We start from the raw sequence: 23586 nt of genomic DNA, 5'->3' as shown, positions 1-23586 counted from the left end.
TTTGAGAAAGGAGGAGCCGGAATGAAGGATATGCAGCCGTTTACGCCTGTCAAATCATATACGCCCTTTCACAGCCGTTTTGATCCCTGTCCGCCTATAGGGAAGAAATATTACAGAACGCCCCCTAACCTTTATATGACCTTTCAGCCTGAGCACATGGAGCAGTTTTCGCCGATGGAGGCTTTGAGGAAAGGCACCCTTTGGAAGGATCTCTATGATTTTTATGAAAACCCTTATCGAGGGGGAGACGCACATGGCAAAAAAGGTTGATGCCGAATATTATCGTCAGCTAGAGCAAATACAGGCTGCTGATTTTGTGCTTGTTGAGCTGAGTCTTTATTTAAATACACATCCTCATGATGAAGATGCGTTGAAGCAATTCAATCAATATTCCGGCTATTCAAGGCACTTAAAAAGACAGTTCGAATCCTCTTACGGACCGCTTCTGCAGTTCGGCAACAGCCCCGCGGGCAAGGATTGGGATTGGGGAAAAGGGCCATGGCCGTGGCAAGTATAAGGAGGAATGCCTGAATGTGGGTGTATGAAAAGAAGCTGCAATACCCTGTCAAGGTCAGTACGTGCAACCCGACGCTGGCGAAGTATTTGATTGAGCAGTATGGCGGAGCGGACGGCGAGCTGGCCGCGGCTCTCCGGTATTTGAACCAGCGTTATACGATTCCTGATAAGGTCATCGGCCTTTTAACAGATATCGGCACGGAGGAGTTTGCCCATTTGGAAATGATTGCGACCATGGTCTATAAGTTAACGAAAGACGCTACACCGGAGCAGCTGCGTGAAGCGGGGCTTGGCGATCATTACGTCAATCACGACAGCGCGCTTTTTTATCATAATGCGGCGGGCGTGCCGTTTACCGCGAGCTATATCCAAGCGAAGGGCGATCCGATTGCCGATTTATACGAAGATATTGCCGCAGAAGAAAAGGCGCGGGCGACGTATCAATGGCTGATTGATATTTCGGATGATCCTGATTTAAACGATTCCCTGCGTTTTTTGCGTGAGCGTGAAATCGTACACTCTATGCGCTTCAGAGAAGCGGTTGAAATTTTAAAAGAAGAACGGGATAAAAAGAAGATTTTTTAATAGGCAGATTGGCCTCTCTTTCATACACCCTTTTACATACAGAGAAAATGGTCTGTTTTTGCAGTTTGGTCTGCATTATAATCAAGGGTGTGTGCAAGCTTACTTTTTGATTGGGAGGCCTTTATGTCAGCTTTTAAGATTGAGAACGAAACGATTGCAGATGGATTTTACGCGTGTCCGGCCGTCTATGAGGATGCAGAATCGATTACCGGGTTGCTCGTCCGAACAGCTGAATGGCTCCGAGATCGGGGTTCTAACCAATGGAGCGGACTTCTGAAAGGGCAAGATATACATGATATCACGGGGTCAATTGAAAAGGGACATGTGTTTGTGTTTAAAAAAGATGAAGAGCTTGCGGCTGTCGTGATGCTGCTGCCTGAACCGAGCGAGTGGGACCGGACGCTTTGGGGAGACGATGGGCATGAGGAGTCCATTTATTTGCATCGCCTCGCAGTAAGCCGCCGGTTTGCGGGACAGGGGCTTGGAGCCCGCGTCCTTCAGTGGGCGGAGACGGGCATACACTTTCCGGAAAAAACGCGGATCCGGCTTGACTGTGTCGCTGATAGCGACGCCCTGCATTCCTTTTATCGGCGTATGGGATATGAATTCATGGGTGCTGATGCGTCCGGATATCATTTGTTTGAGAAAGAGATTACGGCAGAATAAGCGTCCTTTGCAGGGGGCTTTTTTGTCTTTTCTAAAAGGGAGGGCAGGCGATGTTGTGGCCAATTTTATTTGTGTCAGGGATTGTGACGGCTTGTCTGTTTGCTGGCGTATCCGTTTTGATGCGGATGAGATTTCCTGACAAAAGTCGGCCAGAATGGATGTTGGCCGTGCTGATCGTCCTTGGCATGTTTGCGATCTGGTACAGCCTCGTGTATGTACGCGGCTGGGAAGGGGCTGCGCTCGGAATGCTTGGATTCAATGTCATTTTCGGGGCCATTGCCGGATATTTGGTCGATAAGGCCATCCGGCGTTACAGGAAAAGATAAAGCTGCTGCCGTCTCTCATCATGTCGAAATTTTCACAGAACGGCAGGAATTTTCTTTCGAAAGGAGAAATACATATTACTTTAAAATGAAAGCGTTTTCCGAAGCGGGAAGGTGATGTTGATGATACAGAGTGTGACAAATGGGCTGAATCGTTTTTGTACGTGGGTGATGAGACTGGCCTATTTGAATGTGCTTTGGATTTTGTTTTCTCTTGCAGGCCTGGTTGTGTTTGGACTGATGCCCGCTACTGCCGCGATGTTTACAGTGGCGAGAGAATGGGCGAAGGGGAATACAGATGCCCCGGTGTTTTCTGTCTTTATTCGGGCGTTTAAAAAGGAATGGCGGGCATCACAGATCCTCGGGCTTATCGTTGTGACGGCTGCCCTGTTTCTGTTTGCGGATATGCGGATAGCGGCTCAGATGGACCAGCCTGTGCTCGTCAATGTATTCCTGAGCATTAGTTTGATTTTCGCGTTTGTTGTGCTGTATGTGTTCCCGGTATTTTCTCATTTTGACGTGAAAATCAAAGAGGTGCTGAGCATCAGCTTTTTCATTGCCTTCAGCCGTCCGGCGGTGACGCTTTTGATGGCGGCTGGCGCTGTCGGTGTGCTTTGTCTCGTTCTGTTTCATGTCACGTTTCTATTGTTTTTCAGCGGGAGTTTACTCAGCCTGATCTTAACGAAGCTGTCCTTTAAAGCGTTTCGGTCAATGGATCAGCGGCAGGAGAAAGAAAAGGCGGCATGAAGAAAAGAGTTGCTGGCTGGTACAGGCGGATGAAAATTAAGGATAAGCTGTTTGTGTTTCTATCGTTGATTATGGCCGTATCCTTTCTGTTTGTATACAGCGGGGTCCAGTATGCCTTTCATGTGTATGATGAGCAGATTTACCGCAAGTCCTCGGAGGTGCTTCGGATGTCTTCTGAAAGGATCGAAGACGAGCTGAAGAAGATAGAGGATGTGTCATATGAAATCATTACAGACGAACAGATTCAGCGCATCCTGAGCATGCAAAATCGGGATGATACGTATGATCAATATCAAATGAAGCAGGAGCTTTGGGATCAGCTTGCGGGATATGCCAGCGATGAAAAGTACATCGATTCCATTCATGTGATTGATGCCCGCGGCTCAGAGTATTCAGCCGGAAGCAGTTCTTCAGATCTTTTGAAGCAGGAGCAGGAAGAGGTATTTAAGCGAGCGAAAGCAAAAAATGGAAGAAATCTTTGGATGACGCTCGGCGGGTCAGATCCTGTCCTGATTTCAGCACGGCAGATCAGGTCCTATCACCAGCTGAGTCTGAACGGCTTGGGCATGGTGCTGATCCAAGTCAATGTAAAACAAATGATTCGTGATGTGCCGAAGGATTGGGGCGATTCAGTCGGAGACATTATGATTGCTGACCAAGGCGGGAATTTGGTGTATACGGCACATGCATCAGCGCATGTTCCTGAGGCAGCAAAAGAGACGCTGAAGCACCCCGGTTATGACTTGATAAAAAAGAATGGCAAACGTTACTTTATTTCTTATCTTCAATCATCCTACCAAAATTGGAGCTACTATAACGTTATCCCCTTTGATCAGATGTTCGCGAAAATTTCCTTTATGAAAACAGTGATCGGCACATGCTTTCTCCTCTTTTTCTGTGTGGTTTTGCTTTTCGGAAGGAAAATCGCTAACAGTATCACGGAGCCGATTGAACAGCTTGTGACCGCGATGAAATCGGTACAGCACGGCGGCATTGAAGCGGGTGTGTCGCTTTCTCTGCCGGAACATACACAGGATGAGGCCGGCATGCTGAACCGCCATTTTACTGTCATGATGAAACGGATTAATGAGCTGATGGAAGAAAATGTGGAAAAACAGCTCATTATTAAAGAAACCGAATTGAAAGCACTGCAAGCCCAGATCAATCCGCATTTTTTATATAACACGCTCGAGTCCATCAATTGGCTGGCCAAGGCGAATCAGCAAAAGCAAATCTCAAAAATGGTGGAATCGCTCGGTTTTCTTCTGCGAAACAGCATACATATGAAAAAGGATATCGTGACCATTCAGGAGGAGGCGGACATTGTACGTCACTATATGACCATTCAGCGATTTCGATTTGAAGAGCGCCTGAATTTCACGTTGGATATTGACGATGAGGTGAAGCATTGCCTCATTCCGAAACTGACGCTCCAGCCGCTTGCGGAAAATGCGATTCAATACGCGCTTGAACCCTTTACAAGACCGTGCGCCATCCGGATTCAGGCGAAAAAGGCGAAGGAATGTGTCTGTATTACGGTCGAAGATAACGGCCCTGGCATGGATGGACGGATTCTTGAATCAACGGGCGGAAGAGGAATCGGACTTTGGAATATTCGCGAGCGCATCAGCCTGACATTCGGAGAGCCATACGGATTGCGGATTCATAGTGAGCATGGAAAGGGGACGAGGATTGTGATCACAATACCGTGCCAAAATGAGGTGGTGTGATGTATAAAATTCTGCTGGCTGATGATGAGAGGATTATCCTTGATGGAATGGCAGGAATCATTGAGTGGGAGTCGCTTGGCGCCTCATTGATCGGTAAAGCGCAGAACGGACATGAAGCATATGAAAAGATTGTACATAAGCAGCCGCATATCGTCATCACAGACGTCAAAATGCCCGGCATGGACGGGCTTGAGCTGATCAAAAAGGTGTCAGCCGTCAGCCCGTCGGTGCAATTTATCGTCCTGTCCGGGTTTGGAGAGTTTGAGTACGCAAAGGAAGCCATGAAATATGGGGTGAAGCATTATTTGCTGAAGCCCTGCAATGAACAGCAGATTATCAGCTCGCTGGAGGAAATCATTGCTGAGCTGAAGCGGCAAGATGTGCACAAAAAGAAAACAGCCCATCTAAAACACGAGCTCGACCATATCCGTTCCTTTGCAGCCGATCAATACTTGGAAGGCTTGATCGCCGGTGTGGCCCAGCTGTCTCCGCCGCCTTCACTTGCCGGAAAAAAGATCCGCCTCTTGATCTTAAAAGGGGAACAATCTATTGATGCCACAGCCAGAGAGGCACTCGGGTCGGCACTGACAGCGGTTTGCAGCAGCGGAGAATGGACCGTGCTCGCCGTAGAGGAGAACGCCGCTGAAAAGGCGGCGGAGGTTTTTGCAACCCGCAAGCTGGCCATCAGTCAGGCGGGAGAACTCCGGCACGCGGGGCAGCTGTTTCGTGACACAGCTGAAGCGTCTGGTGACCTGCATGGGAGCGCAGTGATTTCAAAAATGATCAGGCTTATTGCCGACGAGCTCGGAAATCCGAATCTGTCCTTAAAATGGGCGGCGAAGGATATGCTGTTTATGAATCCTGATTATCTCGGGAAGTTATTTAAGCAGGAAACAGGCGAGAAATTTTCCCAATATGTTACACGAGTGCGTCTTGAACATGCGATGAAACAGATGAAAATGAGGCGGGATGCGAGTGTATCAGAAATTGCTGAAGAAATCGGGTTTGGCGATAATCCGAAGTATTTCAGTCTTGTTTTTAAAAAATATACCGGTCTGACACCGTCAGAATTCAGAAGAAAACAGGGAGGCGCTTCCGCAGGATAGCCATCTCTGTTTTTTTGACTTTCGCCACTGTTTTTTGAGTGTTTCGCCCTATCCGAACGCTTTAAAATAAAATGTAAGCACTTACATTAAAAGGGGGGATTGGTTTGAAGAAGATTTGTTACGTGCTGTTATCCCTTGTCTGCGTCTTTATTTTCAGCGGATGTTCAGCAGGTGAAGAGGCCTCGGGAAAAAAAGAAGACGTTACACTCAGAATCGCGTGGTGGGGCGGGCAGCCAAGGCATGATTATACAACAAAGGTAATTGAACTTTACGAAAAAAAGAATCCGCACGTCCATATTGAAGCGGAATTTGCGAACTGGGATGACTACTGGAAAAAGCTCGCGCCCATGTCTGCCGCCGGCCAGCTTCCGGATGTCATTCAAATGGATACCGCTTACTTAGCCCAATACGGAAAGAAGAACCAGCTGGAGGATTTAACGCCGTATACAAAGGATGGAACGATTGACGTCAGTTCAATCGACGAGAATATGCTGTCGGGCGGAAAAATCGACAATAAGCTATATGGATTTACGCTAGGTGTCAACGTGCTGTCTGTGATTGCCAATGAAGATTTGCTGAAAAAAGCCGGTGTGTCTATCAATCAGAAAAACTGGACGTGGGAGGATTACGAGAAGCTGGCGTATGATCTTCAGGAAAAAGCCGGTGTCTACGGTTCCAACGGAATGCATCCGCCTGATATTTTCTTCCCTTATTATTTGCGCACAAAGGGTGAGCGCTTTTATAAAGAAGACGGCACTGGCCTCGCGTATCAAGATGATCAGTTGTTTGTCGATTACTTTGAGCGGCAGCTGAGGCTGGTGAAAGCGAAAACGTCCCCAACACCTGATGAAAGCGCACAGATTAAAGGGATGGAAGACGATTTTATCGTCAAAGGCAAATCAGCGATTACATGGAACTACTCCAATCAATATTTGGGCTTTGCCCGGCTGACAGACTCGCCGCTGTCTCTCTATCTGCCGCCGGAGCAAATGAAGGAAAAGGCTCTGACATTGAAGCCGAGTATGCTGTTTTCCATTCCGAAAAGCTCTGAGCATAAAAAAGAGGCAGCGAAATTTATTAATTTCTTCGTGAATAATGAGGAAGCGAACCAGCTGATTAAAGGCGAGCGAGGCGTTCCAGTCTCCGACAAGGTGGCGGATGCGATTAAACCGAAGCTGAATGAGGAAGAAGCCAACATCGTGGAGTATGTAGAAACCGCGTCAAAAAACATCAGCAAAGCCGATCCGCCAGAGCCTGTGGGAAGCGCGGAGGTCATCAAGCTGCTGAAGGATACGTCAGATCAGATTCTGTATCAGAAGGTATCGCCGGAAAAAGCCGCCAAAACGTTCCGGAAAAAGGCCAATGAGATATTAGAGAGGAATAATTGACGGGAAATGGGGCTGACGCAATGAAAAAAAGCCGGAGTATAAGAAAAGACAATCTGGCGGGATATGCTTTTATTTCTCCGTTTATCATCGGGTTCCTATGCTTTACGGTGATCCCGATGGGGGCGTCCCTGTTTCTGTCCTTCACGAGCTATGACTTGTTTACGGCGCCGAAATGGATCGGGCTCGACAACTTTAAGGAAATGTTTACGGGTGACGAAAAGTATTGGCAGTCTCTGAAGGTGACATTTACGTATGTGCTTGCCGGGGTTCCGCTCCGCCTCGGCTTCGCGCTTTTTATCGCTGTCATTTTAAACAATGCAGCAAAAGGAACGGCCATTTACAGAACGCTCTTTTATCTGCCTTCGATCATCGGCGGGAGCGTCGCCGTGGCGATTATGTGGCGCAATATTTTTGGCAATGACGGGGTCATCAATGCGCTGCTGTTTTTTGTCGGGATTGATCAAAAAATTCTTTGGTACCAGAATCCGACAAGTGCGCTGTGGACATTGATTCTGCTGTCCGTCTGGCAGTTCGGGTCGTCAATGCTGATTTTTCTGGCCGGGCTGAAAAACATTCCGTCTTCGTATTTGGAAGCGGCAAGTGTGGATGGGGCAAATCGGGTGCAGCGTTTCTTCAAGATCACGCTTCCGATTCTTACACCGATTATTTTCTTTAATCTTGTGATGCAGACGATTTCTGCTTTTATGACATTTACACCTGCCTATATCATTTCGAAGGGCGAGGGCGGGCCGCTTGACGGGACACTTCTCTATTCGCTCTATTTGTTCCAGCGTGCGTTTAACTATTTTCAAATGGGCTACGCATCGGCGATGGCGTGGGTCATGCTTGTCATTGTCGGGCTGATTACGCTCATATTGTTTAAAACATCGTCATATTGGGTTCATTACGAGTCAAAGGAGGAATGACGGATGGAGCCGGTCAACCAGCCTGTCAGAGAAGCCCCGGTTTTTGAGAGAAAAAAAGCCGGGCGCGTCAGTCCCAAACGCATACTGTTCCATGTTTGTACAGGAACACTGGCGGTGTTACTGCTGTACCCGGTCATTTGGCTGTTTGTCAGCTCGTTTAAAGAAAGCGCCAGTATTTTTACAACCTCTCATTCACTCATTCCAGACCCTTTTATTCTCAGTAACTATGCTGAAGGGTGGAAGGGGATCGCGGGACAGCCGTTTCTGACGTTTATTAAAAACTCGGCGATTATTGTCGGGCTGTCAACAATCGGTGCCGTCCTGTCATCGGCTGTCATTGCGTACGGATTTGCGCGTATTCCGTTTAAGGGGAAAAAATTTTGGTTTGCGTGCATGATGGGGACGTTAATGCTGCCTCATGAAGTATTGATGATTCCGCAGTATATTATGTTTGCGAAATTAGACTGGCTGAATTCCTTTAAACCAATTGTCGTTCCGCAATTTTTCGGGCATGCGTTTTTTATCTTTCTGATGATCCAGTTTATCCGGACGATTCCCGAGGAGCTGGATGAAGCCGCGCGAATCGACGGATGTGGGCGCTTTGCCTGCTTTTGGCGGATCATTCTCCCGCTGATTGCCCCCGCGCTTGCGACGTCTGCGATTTTCTCCTTCTATTGGAAGTGGGAGGAGCTGATTCAGCCGCTCTTGTATTTGAATAAGCCGGAGCTTTACCCTGTTTCACTTGCGCTGAAGCTTTTTCTCGATACAGAGTCGGCTTCGAACTGGGGCGCGATGTTTGCCATGTCGGCCGTCTCGTTATTGCCTGTGATTCTTGTATTCTTTTTGTTTCAGAAATATATCGTTCAGGGCATCAGTACGACCGGATTAAAATAAAAAGGAGTGTTGCAGATGGCACAGCTTATTTTTGATGAAGAAAAGGTGACGTCGGTTATTGACCGGATCGTGAAACGGACATTTCAGATGGATTTTGCGTGGGATTGGCCGGGCGGCGTCGCGTTTTACGGCGTAGCGGAGGCCTATGAAGCGACAGAAAACGAGGAATATATCAATCTGCTAAAAACGTGGGTGGATGAACAGCTGGAGGATGGGCTGCCGCCGCTTTCGATCAACGGAGTTTCCATCGGGCATACGCTTTTGTTCCTCCACAAGGTGACGGGTGATGACGTGTATTTGGAAACAGCGGCCGAGATGGCGGAATATGTGCTGCATAAGGCGCCGCGCTTTGGCGAGGGGATCCTTCAGCATACGGTGAATGCGGCAGAATACGTATTCCCTGAACAGGCATGGGCGGATACGCTGATGATGGCTGGGCTGTTTATGCTGAGAATCGGGCGGATCATGGAGCGTGAGGATTATTTTGAAGACGGCCTGCGTCAGTTTCACGGACATGAGGATGTGCTTCAGGACCCTGTCACGAATTTGTACTACCACGCCTGGGACAACAAAGCGCAAAATCATCTGTCGGGGATTTATTGGGGCAGGGCGAACGGCTGGGCGGCACTCACGATGGCAAAGGCGCTCCCGCTTATTGAGGTGACACATCCTTCCTTTATGATCATCGACGGATCGCTCAGAGACCAGCTGAGCGCGCTTGTCCGGCTTCAGGATGAAACAGGGCTGTGGCATACGATTTTGGATGATCCGGATTCTTATCTGGAGGTTTCGGCATCAGCCGGTATTGCTTCTGCTCTGATGTCGAGCGGAAAGCTGTATACAAAATATGTGCAGAAATCGCTTGCAGCCATTTTGGATGCGGTGGAAGAGGACGGACGGATCAGCAAGGTATCGGCCGGGACAGCCGTCATGAAAAATGCCGAAGGATACAAACAGGTGCCTTACAAACGAATACAAGGATGGGGGCAGGGACTTGCGCTGACGTTTCTTGCTGATGTTTTGAAAACGAAAAAACGCGTGTATCAGTAAAGATAGCGGCGGGGGGAGAGGGATGAAAAAACAGCTTCAACAGAAGGAACGGGTTTCTCGCTGGAAGGGAACGTATTTCAAAAGAAACTTTGTCTTCATTTTGCTGATTGCCTGTATTCCCGGATTGCTGACTGGCGGCGCAATCTACTTTCTTTCGATCGACAAGGTGGAGAAAGAGCTGCAAAGGTCGCATGAAACACAGGTGGCGCGTGAGGTCAGCCGAATGGATGAGAAGCTGGGAGTGCTTGAACTGGCACTCACCCAGATGGCCTACGATTCTTCACTGATGAACGGATTGGCCGAGAGGGATTTGGAGAAAGACTTTACGTTCTCCTATCAATTAACGAAAAAGCTGTTTCTTTTGCGGGACCAGCAGCCGCTGATCGAGCAGGCTTCCATCTTTCTGAACAGCCCCCGGCCACTTGTGCTGAGCCCTGAATACAGCGCTTTGACAGAACAGGAGGCGCTTCGCAAGTATCGCTCGCTGCTTGCCTCAGACCACAGCATTTATTGGAAACGGTCGGGAAATCAAGCGATGCTGATCCAGCTCATCCCGGGCGCGGCGGAGAAACCGTTCGGCGCGATCATGCTGGCGGTTGATCCGAAAGAAATGGAATCAATCCTGCAAAGCTTGTCCCCCTATCCTGATGGCAGTGCGCTGCTTTTAGATCAAAATCGAGAGGTGCTGTTTCATGAGGGGGAAAAAGATTTTGAAAAGACTTTACTTCATGAGATAAAAAAACAGCCTGCTGAGAACGGCCATTTTCAGATGGAATGGGAAGGCAAGGTGTATTCTGTCTCCTTTGGAGAAATGAACCGGATGCATCAGCAATGGACCTTTGTGTCAGCGGCGCCTCTTTCAGCTATTACAGCGCCGATGGTGTTTTTATCAAAAGTGATCATCGTGATGCTGGTCATTTGCATCGGTTTGGCGGTATGCATGACATGGTATGCATCAAAAAAAATCTATCGTCCCATTCAGCATTTGCTTGGCTTGTTTACCGGAGGAGAGAAGAAAACATGGCAGGCGTCCGGGCAGGATGAATTCAAGTGGATTGAAAAGAGATGGCAGGATCTATCCCTTGAAAGCCGGAAGCTCCAAGAGCAGCTCCTGCGGCAGACGCCCCATATGAAAAAAAGTTTTTTGCAGCATCTCTTGCAGGGCGATTTTTACTATGACAACGAGGAAAGCCTCAGATTGCGGATGGAGGAGGCTGGCTGGAACATCGGCGGAAACGCGTTTCATGTGCTTGATCTACAGGTGACAGGGCTCCGTTGTGAAAAAAGCATCTTCCGTGAAGGTGATGAACAGCTTGCCGTGTTTACCCTGACCAATCTGGCTGAGGAATTGGCGGATAAACGCGTTTTTCAGCTCTCCATACTTGATATCGGCCGGCTTTCTGTCACCGTTCTTGTGATGAAAACAAACAGCTCTGATCTGAAGGCGTATATAACGGAGCTGGCACGCCAATTTGGAGATGTAACCGGACTATGCCTGACCTCGACATTGAGCAGCAAGACGGAGCGTGTCACGGAAATCCCTTCTTTATTTCAGAATGTGAAAAGCGGCAAATCCCGCAGGAAGTTTTCTAACCGGGATCAGGTCATTGATTTGCAGGCCGACTTCCCTCAGGATGAGCAGTTCGCTCCTTATTACCCTTTTGAGCTGGAAAAACAAATTGTTCAGGCCATCCGGCTGGAAAGAAAACAGGAAGCCAAGGAACTGATAGATGGATGTATGAAGGAACTGTCGGAAAAAGCGGCCATAGACAGGCATGTGCATTCCGCCCTGATTCAGCTGTTTTCCCGCATTCAGGAGGATATTTTGCATTCCGGGCTCAATCCCAGCGAACTGTTTCAGCACCGGAATCCGTTTCTTGATATTTCAGAATTGCGCGAACCTAACGAAGCGGCGGCCTGGCTGATGGATGTAGTGGTGACGCCTTACCTTTCCAAGCTTGAGGGCAGAACAAACAGACAGCAAAAGCAGCTGGCAGAACGTGTGATTGCGATGATTCACGAACAGTATATGGCGGACATTTCATTGGAAAGCTGTGCCGATGCGCTTGGCATGAATTCATATACGTTAAGCAAGGCATTTAAGCAAGTGACCGGCATTAATTTTATCGATTATGTGACCCAGATCAGAATCGAAAAGGCGAAAGAACTGCTGGTCAATACGAATAAAAAAATTCATGACGTGTCAGAAGAAGTCGGCTACCGCCACAATTACTTCAATCGGATTTTTAAAAAACAGGTCGGCATGCCGCCGGGTGTCTTCAGGCAAATGTATCAGGAAACGCCGTGAAAGGAGAGAACATGTGATGAAGAAACCGATTCAAGTATTTTTAGCGGGGGATTCCACTGTGAGTGACTGCCCGCCTCATGAAGCGCCGATGGCGGGGTGGGGGCAGGTATTCGGGCAATTGTTTTCAGAAGATGTGCTTGTCCGCAATCATGCCAAAGGTGGAGCGAGCACCAATTCTTTTGTGGAGGAAGGAAGGCTTCAAGCAATTGCCGAACGCATCACACAAGGCGATTATTTGTTGATTCAATTCGGCCACAATGACCAAAAACCGCGGGGGACGAAGCCGTACTCCACATTTCAGCAATTTCTTACCTTGTTTGCAGATACGGCACGCGAAAAGGGCGCGCATCCTGTGTTCGTTACATCGGTGCAGCGCCGCCGCTTTGATGAAAACGGACGGATCGAGCATTCCCTCGGTGAGTATCCCGATGCGATGAAAGCACTGGCGAAGGAGCTCGATGTACCTGTGATTGATCTGCTTGCGAAAACAAAGGTGCTGTATGAAGTATACGGGCCGGAGGAGTCGAAGCGATTGTTCGTTTGGTTTCAGCCGAATGAACATCCGAATTACCCGGACGGTATTGAGGACAATACGCATTTTTCGGAAAAAGGTGCAATGGAGGTTGCGAAGCTTGTGGCAGAAGGCATTGAAGAGCTCGGACTTCCGCTGAAGGACTACCTTGTGAGCCGGGAGGGGAAAGAACATGTATAAGGAAGGCGCGTGCCTGTACCACAATCCGCTCCGGTCAGTTAGTGATGTAAAGGACTGGCGGATGGAGGGAGGCGGACAGATCTCATTTGACGATCACCGCTTGCACCTGTCACATGTCCAGGACGAAGCGCACTTTGTCTTTTGGTGTCCGGAAACCTTTCCAGACGGCATCATTGTGACATGGGACTTCTCTCCGATCGAGCAGCCTGGACTGTGTATGCTGTTTTTTGCCGCTGCGGGTATAAGCGGCGAGGATTTGTTTGACCCAAGTCTCAGGAAAAGAACAGGAACATACCCTGAGTATCATTCAGGAGATATCAATGCCCTCCACCTGTCATATTTCCGCAGAAAATACCCGGAGGAAAGAGCATTCCGCACCTGCAATTTAAGAAAAAGCCGCGGTTTCCACCTCGCCGCAATGGGGGCCGATCCGCTGCCTTCTCCAGACGACGCTGATTCTCCGTATCGTATGAAGCTGATCAAAGACAAAGGCTATGTGCACTTTTCAATCAATGGTCTGCCCATTCTTGAGTGGATGGACGACGGCAGCACATATGGGCCTGTGTTAACAAAAGGAAAAATCGGGTTCCGGCAGATGGCCCCCATGAAAGCAGCTTACAGGGATTTTGCCGTACATCAAGCGGTGAGAAGATGAAGACGACTGTAACGGATGCGCTTTATGCAGGCTGCGAAGCGGTGGTGAAAATAGCATGGCTGAACGGGCTGTGGCTGTTGTTTACACTTTTGGGCGGCGTTCTTTTCGGATGGGCGCCAAGCACAGCCGCGATGTGTGCCGTTATAAGGAAATGGCTGATGGGGCAAAAGGATGTCCCGGTATTTCCGTTATTTCTCGATACCTATAAAAAAGAGTTTTTCAAGGTTAATGCGATCGGATTGGCGTTTTCGGCTCTTTTGCTCATATTGTCCGCGAACTATCATTATTTTTCTGCCAGTACGGATTGGCTGTCCTTTGCCGTAACAAGCTGCACGCTGCTTGCAGGGCTTTTGTATATCATCGCGCTGATGTATGTGTTTCCCCTTTATGTGCATTACCAGCTCCCGCTTCGCAAATATATTCCGCAGGCACTGCTTTTTGGCGCCATGAGACCGCTGACGACCGGCTGTATGCTGATCGGGTGCGGATTTGTCCTTTATTTGCTGTATACGCTTCCTGGCCTGATTCCATTTTACGGCCCGTGTTTATTTGGGCTTGTGTTGATGTTTTTTGCTCTTAGGGGATTTCAAAAGACGGAGGCCCAACATCATCAAGCCGGGTAACAAAAAAATGACAAATACGCAAAAAAGTGCAGTGTCCGAAATAGGCAGATGCAAAAAAGTGAAATTGAAGACAGCTCACGCAGCGCATAAAATCCAATTTAAGTAAGCGCTTACAGATAAATGAGAAGGAGCTGTCTGATGATTACACGAAGGAAACGCATGTTTACTGCTGTTACGTTGCTGGTCTTGTTGGTGATGGGAGCCTCTGTATGTCCTGTGAAAGCTGAAGGGGCAGCGCGGCAGATGGAAGCGCTGAACCGGGGGCTTGTAGCGGTCAAGACGGACGGGGGCATTTTTGTCAGCTGGCGGTTTCTTGGAACCGAAAACGCATCTGTTTTGTTCAATGTGTACAGAGACGGGCAAAAACTGAATGCTGCGCCTGTCAAAACCACGAACTATGTGGATAAAAACGGATCGACGGGCTCAACGTATACGGTTCGAGCTGTTGTAAACGGTACCGAACAGCCGGCTTCTGAAAAAGCCTCCGTATGGGCGCAGCCGTATCATTCCGTCCCGCTGGATAAACCGGCTGGCGGCACGACGCCAAAGGGTGAAGCTTACACGTACAGCGCTAATGACGCAAGTGTTGGCGATGTGGATGGTGACGGGCAATACGAGCTGATCCTGAAATGGGACCCTTCTAACTCAAAAGACAATTCACAGGATGGCTATACGGGTGACGTGCTGATTGACGCATATAAACTGGACGGCACAAAGTTATGGCGGATCAATCTCGGCAAAAACATAAGAGCGGGCGCGCACTACACCCAGTTTATGGTGTATGACCTTGATGGTGACGGAAAAGCGGAAGTGGCAATGAAAACGGCAGACGGGACAAAAGACGGCACGGGCAAAGTAATTGGAAATGCCAATGCTGATTACAGAAATGAACAGGGGCGTGTGCTTTCAGGCCCTGAATATCTCACTGTGTTTCAAGGTTCAACCGGGAAAGAGCTTGTCACCGCAAATTTTGAACCGGCGCGCGGCAATGTGTCGGATTGGGGAGACAGCTACGGCAACCGTGTTGACCGTTTTCTCGCCGGCATTGCCTACCTTGATGGACAGCGGCCGAGCCTGATCATGACCAGAGGGTATTACGCTAAAACCATGCTAGTTGCCTATAACTTCAGGGATGGAAAGCTGTCAAAGCTTTGGACGCTAGACTCCTCAAAGTCAGGAAATGAAGCGTTTGCCGGACAGGGGAATCACAACCTGAGCATCGCGGACGTTGACGGGGATGGAAAAGATGAGATTATTTTCGGCTCAATGGCTGTTGATCATGACGGGAAAGGCATGTACTCGACCGGCTTAGGCCATGGGGATGCCCTCCATACAGGAGATCTTGATCCGGGCCGGCCGGGGCTTGAGGTGTTTCAAGTTCATGAGGACAAAAATGCAAAATACGGCTTATCTTTCCGGGATGCTGCAACCGGAAAAATCCTTTGGGGCGTTTATGCCGGCAAGGATGTAGGCCGGGGAATGGCTGCTGATATTGACCCGCGTTATCCGGGACAGGAGGTGTGGGCAAACGGTTCTCTCTACTCAGCGAAAGGGGCCAAAATTGGAAGCGGGGCTCCGTCCTCGACCAACTTCGGCATCTGGTGGGACGGCGATCTGTTGCGGGAACAGCTGGACAGCAACCGAATTGATAAGTGGGATTATCAAAACGGCGTATCGAAAAATGTGCTGACTGCATCAGGCGCAGCATCTAACAACGGCACAAAAGCAACACCGGCGCTTCAGGCTGATCTGCTCGGTGACTGGCGCGAGGAAGTCGTGTGGAGAACGGAGGACAGCAGTGCTCTGCGCATTTACACGACGACCATTCCGACTGAGCACAGGCTGTATACGCTGATGCACGATCCGGTGTACCGGCTTGGCATCGCCTGGCAAAATGTCGCCTATAACCAGCCGCCGCACACAAGCTTCTTTTTAGGAGACGGCATGGTGGAACAGCCAAAACCAAATATGTATACGCCTTAACTGAAAGGGGGAAGGAACGGGCTGCGCGCAGCCCGTTCCCATCAAATGAAACCAAAAAAGAGGCAAATGGAATACTTGACCAGAGGTTTGATTGCAGTAAAGACAGAACAGGGCGTGTTTGTCAGCTGGCGTTTTCTCGGCACGGATCATGAAACGACGGCTTTTCACCTTTATCGGGACGGAATGCGGATTACTTGCGAGCCGATCCTGGACAGCACTAATTTTCTCGATCAAAACGGAACGACTGACTCTGTTTATCAAGTGGCGGCTGTCAATAAAGGACGGGAAGAAAAGCTTTCCAAGGAAGCTCGTGTTTGGCAGGAAAATGTCCTGGAGGTTCCGCTTGCCAGACCGGAAGGCGGTATCACGCCGGACGGAAAGCCGTACACTTACAGCGCCAATGATGCCAGTGTCGGGGATGTAGACGGGGATGGAGAATATGAAATGATCCTGAAGTGGGACCCGTCCAATTCAAAAGACAACGCTCATGACGGTTATACCGGGGAGGTGCTCATAGATGCCTATAAACTGGACGGCACCTTTTTGTGGCGCATCAACCTCGGCAGAAACATCAGAGCGGGTGCTCATTACACACAATTTATGGTGTATGACCTGGATGGTGACGGAAAAGCAGAAATCGCCATGAAAACAGCTGACGGCACAACAGACGGGAAAGGACATATCATCGGTGATGAGCAGGCCGATTTTAGAAACGAACAGGGCAGAATTTTGTCCGGTCCGGAATATTTGACTGTGTTTAAAGGAGAAACCGGTGAGGCACTCACGACCGTGGAATATGAACCGCCCCGCGGCAAGCTGGAGGATTGGGGAGACGGATATGGAAACCGGATGGACCGTTTTCTCGCTGGAATCGCTTATTTGGATGGGGAGCGGCCGAGCCTTGTAATGGCGCGCGGCTACTATACGAGAGCCGTGCTCGTGGCATACGATTTCAGAAACGGAAGGCTCAAAAAACGCTGGGTATTTGACTCCAACCATCCGGGACATGAAGCGTACGCAGGACAGGGGAACCACAGCTTGAGCGTGGCGGACGTCGATGGAGACGGAAAAGATGAAATCATATACGGCGCAATGGCGGTCGATCATGACGGAACCGGCCTGTATACAACGGGGCTCGGGCACGGAGACGCGATGCATGTAGGGGATCTGGACCCGTCACGAAAAGGGCTTGAAGTGTTCCAGGTGCATGAGGACGCCACGAAGCCGTACGGACTGTCACTGCGAGATGCCGGAACCGGTGAGATATTATGGGGCGTCCATGCTGGAACTGACGTTGGCCGGGGCATGGCGGCTCATATTGATCCAAGCTACAAAGGGGCGCTCGTCTGGGGAATTGATCCGCCGGGCAATGATGGCAAGTCGTATGGGCTTTTCACGAGCAAAGGCGAAAAAATCAGTGACAAAGCGCCCGCTTCAGCCAATTTCGCCATCTGGTGGGACGGCGATCTGGTCAGAGAACTGCTTGATCATGACTGGGACGGAACGATTGGCAGGCCAAAGATTGAAAAATGGGATGCTGAAAAGCGCTGTCTGAAGACGATATTTCAGCCGGCCGGCGTGCTGTCCAACAACGGCACGAAAGGAAACCCGGTTCTTCAGGCCAACCTGTTCGGAGACTGGCGGGAAGAAGTGATATGGAGAACGGAAGACAGCAGCGCGCTCCGTATCTATACAACGACACATCTCACCCGCCACCGCTTTTACACGCTGATGCATGATCCGGTTTACAGGCTCGGCATCGCCTGGCAGAATACCGCCTACAACCAGCCGCCGCACACGAGCTTTTACCTCGGAACGGAAATGAAAAAACCGCCGAAGCCCGCCCTGTACATAGCGGGAAGCAAAGCGGAGGCGCCGCTGTAGGAGGGCTAAGGGATAAGCAGCAAAGGCTGAACGCTACGACAAGATGATTAACGAACGGGCAGGACAAACCAATGCTCAAGCGCTGTACGCACCGGTCTTTTTCAAGGGAAGAGCTATCCGTGATGGAAGCTGTATAAAAAACGAGGAGGAATGAAAAAATGGCAAATCATATTTATCTTGCCGGCGATTCGACTGTTCAAACGTATGGAGACAGCACAAATCAAGGGGGCTGGGGGCAGTTTCTCGGCTCGCATCTGCCGGAGCATATTCAAGTGATCAACAGAGCGATCGGGGGAAGAAGCTCGAAAACATTTGTGGAAGAGGGCAGGCTTCAGGCAATCCTTGATGTGATCGAGCCGGATGATTGGCTGTTCGTGCAGATGGGCCATAATGACGCGTCGAAAAATAAGCCGGAGCGCTACACCGAGCCCTATACCACCTACAAAGAATATTTAAAGCAGTATATCGCTGGCGCGCGGGAAAAAGGTGCCCACCCGCTTCTCATTACCCCCGTAGCCCGCTTTCATTACGAAAACGGCGTGTTTTTGAACGATTTTCCTGATTACTGCATTGCCATGAAGCAGACGGCTGAAGAGGAGAATGTCCAGCTCATTGATCTGATGGAGAAAAGCCTTGCTTTCTTTACTGAGAAGGGCGAGGAAAAAGTATACACCTATTTTATGATTTCAGAAGGGATTAACGATTACACGCATTTTACAAAAAAAGGCGCAAATGAAATGGCGAAACTTGTGGCAAAAGGCATAAAGGAGCTCGGCCTGCCATTGACAGAATCGATCATCAAAGAAAGGTGAAAATGTGATGAGAAAACTCTATCATGGCGCTTGCTATTATCCGGAATTATGGGATGAAGAGACGATTCAGCAGGACATTGACATCATGCGTGAAGTTGGCGTAAATGTTGTGCGGATCGGCGAATTTGCCTGGTCTGTCATGGAACCTGAAGAAGGAAAAATTGACGTCGGTTTTTTCAAAGAAATCATCGCCCGGCTGTATGATAGCGGGATCGAAACGATTATGTGCACGCCGACGCCTACCCCGCCGATTTGGTTCTCACACGGCCGGCCCGAACGCATGCATGTCAATGAAAAAAGAGAGATCATGGGGCATGGCTCCCGTCAGCATGCCTGTACGAACAACCCGTATTTTCGAAAAAAAGCCGCCGTCATCACCACAGCCATCGCCAAGGAGCTTGGCCGGCTCCCGGGGCTGATCGGATGGCAGCTAGACAATGAGTTTAAATGCCATGTTGCAGCATGCATGTGTGAGACATGCATGCGCTTATGGCATGACTGGCTCAAAAATCGCTACGGAGTGATTGAACGCTTGAATGAAGCTTGGGGTACCGATGTGTGGAGCGAAACCTATCAGACGTTTGAGCAAGTCCCGCAGCCGGGACCGGCCCCGTTTCTGCATCATGCCTCTTTACGCACTATGTATCAGCTGTTTTCGATGGAGATGATCGCTTCGTTTGCGGATGAACAGGCCAAAATCATCCGCTGCTATTCAGATGCGCCGATCACGCATAACGGATCAGTCATGTTCAGCGTGGACAATGAGCGAATGTTTCAGAATCTCGATTTTGCCTCCTATGACACGTACGCTTCGCAGGAAAACGCCTCTGCCTTTTTATTGAACTGTGATTTATGGAGAAATCTGAAACAGGGGCGCCCGTTTTGGATTTTGGAAACGAGTCCGTCGTATGCCGCCTCGCTTGAAAGCTCCGCTTACCCGCACGCAGACGGGTATTTGCAGGCTGAAGCCGTATCGTCCTACGCCTTAGGAAGCCAGGGGTTTTGCTACTGGCTATGGCGACAGCAGCGTTCAGGCAGCGAGATTTCCCACGGTTCGGTTCTCAGTGCATGGGGCGAACCCACCATCGGCTACCAAAATGTGCTGGCGGTTGAGCGGGCAAGAAAGGAAATCGAGCCTGTTATTCTATCAACTGAACCCGTTCAAGCCGAGGCGGCGATGACTTACTCTGACAGAGCCAAAGCATTTATTAAAACTGAGCCTCACCGGGGGCTCCGGCATCGTTCGCTTGTGACGCATTTTTATGAACGTATTCTCAACACGGGGATTCACCGTGACCTTATTCCGGAAGGCGCTCCGCTGGACGGCTACCGCTTGCTGTTTACGCCATTTGTGCCGTATTTGTCTTCTGAATTTATCAAAAAAGCTTCGGCATTCGCTGAAGCGGGCGGCATCTGGATCGCCGGTCCGCTGACAGGAGGGCGCACATGTGAGCATACCATTCATACCGCTTGCGGACTTGGCGAACTTGAGAAAACGTCAGGGATCAAAACACTGTTTACCTTTCCGATGAATGAGAACGTGAATACAGGAAAAGCGTTTGGCATCACGGCGCCGCTTGGGCTGTGGAGCGCGGTGTTTGACACAGAGAGCGGAAACACCCTTGGCACGGTTGAATCAGGACCGGGGGCGGGCCATGCTTTTCTGACGGAACGGAATTACGGCGAGGGGAAAATTGTCATGCTGGGCTCGCTTCCATCCGGGAAAGAAGGGGATGCGATGCTGGAAGCGCTCGTCAGGCATTACGCGGAGGAAGCTGTTATTTCCAGCCGGTCGGATGTTACGCCCGGCACGATCGTTGCCCCGCGCAAAGGCGATAGCGGCCTTGTGTGGATCATCGTGAATATGGATGGAAAAGGAGGAAGTGTGACACTGCCGGAAGCGGGAACAGATCTGTTGACGCACCGCTTGGAAAAGGCGGGGAGGCTGGCGGTCGGACCGCATGAATACCGTGTGATTCAATTTGACAATCACAGCTGATTCTTTGCATCGAATCAGCTTTTTTCTATGGAGGGAGAGACCGATGAAAAAGATCAAATGGTTATCAGGACAGCCAAAGGTGACAAGCGGCGTGACGTGGGGCGTGCCATGGAAAAAAGGAGAATTAAAAAAGGGTGACCGTCTGGCGCTTATGAATGAAAACGCGGAAACGCGATATGTGCAAAGCGAACCGTCGGCCTATTGGCCGGACGGGAGCATCAAGTGGACGAAGCACGCGGCGGTGTTTGGCGGTAAGGAAAACCAAAGCTTTACAGTGCACAAAAGAGAAGTCCCGCAGCCAACTGAATCGCTCAGCATTCATGAGTCAGAGCATGATATCCAAGTGGATACAGGAGCACTCGTTTGTACCATTCATAAAACAGGATCTGATTTCATTCAATCATTGCAGATCAACGGAAAGCCGATCGCCGCAGGCGGGAGGCTCGTTGCCATAAGAGAAACGAGAAAAGAGTCGGCGGCGGAAACGGTTCTTTTGCATGAAAGGTCTGTCAGCTTTATCAAACGGGCGGCGATTGAGCAGAGTGGTCCTGTCAAAGCAGTAGTCAAAATCGAGGGAGTGCATGTGCTCCATAAAACGAATGAAGAATGGCTGCCGTTTGTCATCCGATTGGCGTTTTATGCCGGGCTGTCTGAGATCGGCCTTGTGCACACGCAGCTGATTGACAGGAACGGTAAACAAGAATTCATTAAGGGCCTCGGCATCGAATTTGCCCTTTTTTTGGAGGGGGAGCCGTACAACCGCCATTTCCGGTTTGCGGGAGAGAAAGGGATGTATAAAGAACCCGTCCAGCTGTTTGGCACACGTAAATTCAATGAACGATATCCGCTTTATGAAAAACAAATCAATGGCGAAATGCTGTCTCCAGATGAAGAGCATAAGGAATGGTTTGCACATGGCACACAGAATGCGGTTTGGGACGATGTGAAGCTTGTTCAGGATTCCAGCGATCATTACAGCCTGTCAAAACGGACCGGAAAAGATTATGCGTGGGTTGGAATACTGCATGGCAGCCGGGCGAAGGGGCTCTGCTATGCGGGCGGAAAAAATGGCGGTGTGGCTCTCGGCCTGAGGTATTTCTTTGAGAAATATCCTTCAGCACTGGAAATCACAGGTCTTGCCGGCAGCCGCCCCAAAATGACTATCTGGCTTTGGCCCCCAGACGGCGAAGCGATGGATTTGCGGCATTATACAGGAAACACCCACGTGGCCAGCGCGTATGAAGGCTTTGATGAAATGCTTTCTGATCCGACAGGCATTGCGAACACAAATGAAATCAGCCTGGCGTGCTTTTCGCACATGCCGTCTGACGAAGTCCTCAATGCGCTCGCTGACAAATGGCAGGCGCCGCCGCTCATTGTATTCGAGCCGGACGTCTATTACGAATCAAAAGCACTCGGGGTTTGGAGCATCATTGACACATCCCATCCGCTCAAAAAAGAGCTGGAAGACCAGCTCGATGCGGCCTTTCTGTTTTATAAAAAGGAAGTAGAGCAACGCAGATGGTACGGTTTTTGGCATTATGGCGATGTCATGCATACGTATGACCCGATCCGGCATATGTGGCGGTACGATCTCGGCGGATACGCATGGCAAAACAATGAGCTCGTTCCGACCTTATGGCTGTGGCAGGCGTTTTTCCGCTCAGGCAGAGAGGATATGTTTCGCATGGCAGAAGCCATGACCCGCCATACGAGCGAAACGGACAGCTTTCACCTCGGTGAATACGCAGGGCTTGGTTCACGGCATAACGTTGTGCACTGGGGATGCGGCTGCAAGGAAGCGAGAATCAGCATGGCCGGGCTTTATAAATTCTATTATTATCTGACGGGTGATGAGCGGACGGGAGATCTTTTGACAGAAGTGAAGGATGCCGATTATGCCCTCGTCAAAACCGATCCGATGCGCGCTTTTTACGAGAAAGGCAAGCACCCGACTCACGCCAGAACGGGACCGGACTGGGCGGCGTTTTGCTCGAACTGGCTGGCGGAATGGGAGCGGACCGAAAATCCGGAATATCTCAAAAAAATCGAAACGGGAATCAACTGTCTGAAGCGGCTGCCGCTCCGCTTATTATCCGGCCCGACATTTGAATATGACCCGGCGACCTCGATGCTTCATCACATGGGAGACGGCATTGCGGGCGGATATCATATGATCATTGCCTTCGGCGCGCCGCAAGTGTGGATGGAGCTGGCTGAGCTTCTTGATGACCGGGAATGGGAGGATATGCTGAGTGAATTCGGCGAATTTTACACACTCAGTGATGAGGAAAAACGGAAAAAAAGCGGAGGCGCTCTTCATGACGGGCATTTTCACTGGCCGATGTTCGCCGCCGGTATGACAGCCTACGCCGCGAGAAAAAAGCAAGATCCTCATCTCGCCGCCAATGTGTGGAATCTTTTGCTCGATGATAAGCTCAGCCATACGCCGCTTCCGATCAAACCGGAGCGCATCGAGACATGGACGCAGATAGAGGAGCTTCCATGGGTGACAACGAACACTGTCTCTCAATGGTGTTTAAATGTCATAGCGGCACTGGAACTGATCGGAGATTCTCTTCCGGCAAAAAAAGAAACATCGGGCAAAAAAGGATAACAGCCGGAATTTCATAGGAGAAATGGTGCAAAAAATGAAGATTGCAAGAATTTATGTAAGCG

20 protein-coding genes and 1 pseudogene are annotated in these 23586 nt (G+C 49.8%); all 21 read left to right on the top strand.

Going from position 1 to position 23586, the window contains the following annotated elements; all coding sequences use genetic code 11:
• Positions 1-21 precede the first annotated feature (21 nt).
• The 21 genes and pseudogenes from cotJA (at position 22) to ACQVGT_RS16860 (ending at position 23524) form a co-directional block, all read left to right on the top strand.
• Positions 22-270: a spore coat-associated protein CotJA gene (gene cotJA, locus ACQVGT_RS16960; RefSeq protein WP_003219489.1), complete on the top strand. Its 249-nt coding sequence runs from the start codon at positions 22-24 to the stop codon at positions 268-270.
• On the top strand, positions 254-517 hold the full coding sequence (gene cotJB, locus ACQVGT_RS16955; RefSeq protein WP_003219491.1) for a spore coat protein CotJB: 264 nt from the start codon (positions 254-256) through the stop codon (positions 515-517). Before cotJA ends, cotJB begins: the two co-directional genes overlap by 17 nt.
• A gap of 14 nt (positions 518-531) precedes the next feature.
• On the top strand, positions 532-1101 hold the full coding sequence (gene cotJC / locus ACQVGT_RS16950; protein WP_003233850.1) for a spore coat protein CotJC: 570 nt from the start codon (positions 532-534) through the stop codon (positions 1099-1101).
• 123 nt (positions 1102-1224) lie between these two features.
• Positions 1225-1767, top strand: coding sequence for a GNAT family N-acetyltransferase (locus ACQVGT_RS16945; RefSeq protein ID WP_014479097.1), 543 nt, complete (start codon positions 1225-1227; stop codon positions 1765-1767).
• A gap of 22 nt (positions 1768-1789) precedes the next feature.
• Positions 1790-2093 (top strand): annotated as a pseudogene (locus ACQVGT_RS16940) (YesK-like family protein).
• Between the two features lie 114 nt (positions 2094-2207).
• Positions 2208-2837 (top strand): YesL family protein, encoded by a 630-nt coding sequence (locus ACQVGT_RS16935; protein ID WP_015383034.1) that lies wholly within the window; start codon positions 2208-2210, stop codon positions 2835-2837.
• Entirely contained in the window at positions 2834-4567 is a 1734-nt protein-coding gene (gene yesM, locus ACQVGT_RS16930) for a two-component system sensor histidine kinase YesM (protein ID WP_046340214.1), read from the top strand. Before ACQVGT_RS16935 ends, yesM begins: the two co-directional genes overlap by 4 nt.
• Complete coding sequence (gene yesN / locus ACQVGT_RS16925; RefSeq protein ID WP_015383036.1) at positions 4567-5673, top strand: two-component system response regulator YesN; 1107 nt, start codon at positions 4567-4569, stop codon at positions 5671-5673. Before yesM ends, yesN begins: the two co-directional genes overlap by 1 nt.
• A gap of 104 nt (positions 5674-5777) precedes the next feature.
• On the top strand, positions 5778-7061 hold the full coding sequence (locus tag ACQVGT_RS16920) for an ABC transporter substrate-binding protein (RefSeq protein ID WP_015482921.1): 1284 nt from the start codon (positions 5778-5780) through the stop codon (positions 7059-7061).
• Positions 7058-7987, top strand: coding sequence for a carbohydrate ABC transporter permease (locus ACQVGT_RS16915; protein WP_003233835.1), 930 nt, complete (start codon positions 7058-7060; stop codon positions 7985-7987). Before ACQVGT_RS16920 ends, ACQVGT_RS16915 begins: the two co-directional genes overlap by 4 nt.
• 3 nt (positions 7988-7990) lie before the next feature.
• Positions 7991-8881 (top strand): carbohydrate ABC transporter permease, encoded by an 891-nt coding sequence (locus ACQVGT_RS16910; RefSeq protein WP_015383038.1) that lies wholly within the window; start codon positions 7991-7993, stop codon positions 8879-8881.
• Positions 8882-8896: 15 nt separating this feature from the next.
• A complete protein-coding gene (gene yesR / locus ACQVGT_RS16905) occupies positions 8897-9931 on the top strand; it encodes a rhamnogalacturonyl hydrolase YesR (protein ID WP_015383039.1) in 1035 nt (344 codons plus the stop codon).
• A gap of 22 nt (positions 9932-9953) precedes the next feature.
• Positions 9954-12239, top strand: coding sequence for a transcriptional regulator YesS (gene yesS, locus ACQVGT_RS16900; RefSeq protein WP_015383040.1), 2286 nt, complete (start codon positions 9954-9956; stop codon positions 12237-12239).
• A 13-nt stretch (positions 12240-12252) separates the two neighbouring features.
• On the top strand, positions 12253-12951 hold the full coding sequence (gene rhgT, locus ACQVGT_RS16895) for a rhamnogalacturonan acetylesterase (RefSeq protein ID WP_015383041.1): 699 nt from the start codon (positions 12253-12255) through the stop codon (positions 12949-12951).
• Positions 12944-13606 carry a YesU family protein gene (locus tag ACQVGT_RS16890; RefSeq protein WP_041517745.1) on the top strand — a complete coding sequence of 221 codons (663 nt, stop codon included), beginning with the start codon at positions 12944-12946 and terminating at the stop codon, positions 13604-13606. Before rhgT ends, ACQVGT_RS16890 begins: the two co-directional genes overlap by 8 nt.
• Positions 13603-14229 (top strand): YesL family protein, encoded by a 627-nt coding sequence (locus ACQVGT_RS16885; protein ID WP_046340215.1) that lies wholly within the window; start codon positions 13603-13605, stop codon positions 14227-14229. Before ACQVGT_RS16890 ends, ACQVGT_RS16885 begins: the two co-directional genes overlap by 4 nt.
• A gap of 138 nt (positions 14230-14367) precedes the next feature.
• Positions 14368-16212, top strand: coding sequence for a rhamnogalacturonan lyase (gene rhgW, locus ACQVGT_RS16880; protein ID WP_015482926.1), 1845 nt, complete (start codon positions 14368-14370; stop codon positions 16210-16212).
• Between the two features lie 45 nt (positions 16213-16257).
• Positions 16258-18096 carry a rhamnogalacturonan exolyase gene (gene rhgX, locus ACQVGT_RS16875; protein ID WP_046340216.1) on the top strand — a complete coding sequence of 613 codons (1839 nt, stop codon included), beginning with the start codon at positions 16258-16260 and terminating at the stop codon, positions 18094-18096.
• 158 nt (positions 18097-18254) lie between these two features.
• Positions 18255-18908, top strand: a complete 654-nt coding sequence (locus ACQVGT_RS16870) for a rhamnogalacturonan acetylesterase (RefSeq protein WP_015482927.1) — start codon at positions 18255-18257, stop codon at positions 18906-18908.
• 7 nt (positions 18909-18915) lie between these two features.
• Complete coding sequence (yesZ, locus tag ACQVGT_RS16865; protein ID WP_015482928.1) at positions 18916-20907, top strand: beta-galactosidase YesZ; 1992 nt, start codon at positions 18916-18918, stop codon at positions 20905-20907.
• A 43-nt stretch (positions 20908-20950) separates the two neighbouring features.
• Entirely contained in the window at positions 20951-23524 is a 2574-nt protein-coding gene (locus ACQVGT_RS16860; RefSeq protein ID WP_015383048.1) for an exo-rhamnogalacturonan lyase family protein, read from the top strand.
• The last annotated feature ends 62 nt before the right edge of the window (positions 23525-23586 follow it).

The organism is Bacillus sp. SCT118 (assembly GCF_058566435.1).
This window is presented reverse-complemented; position numbering and strand designations above follow the sequence as displayed.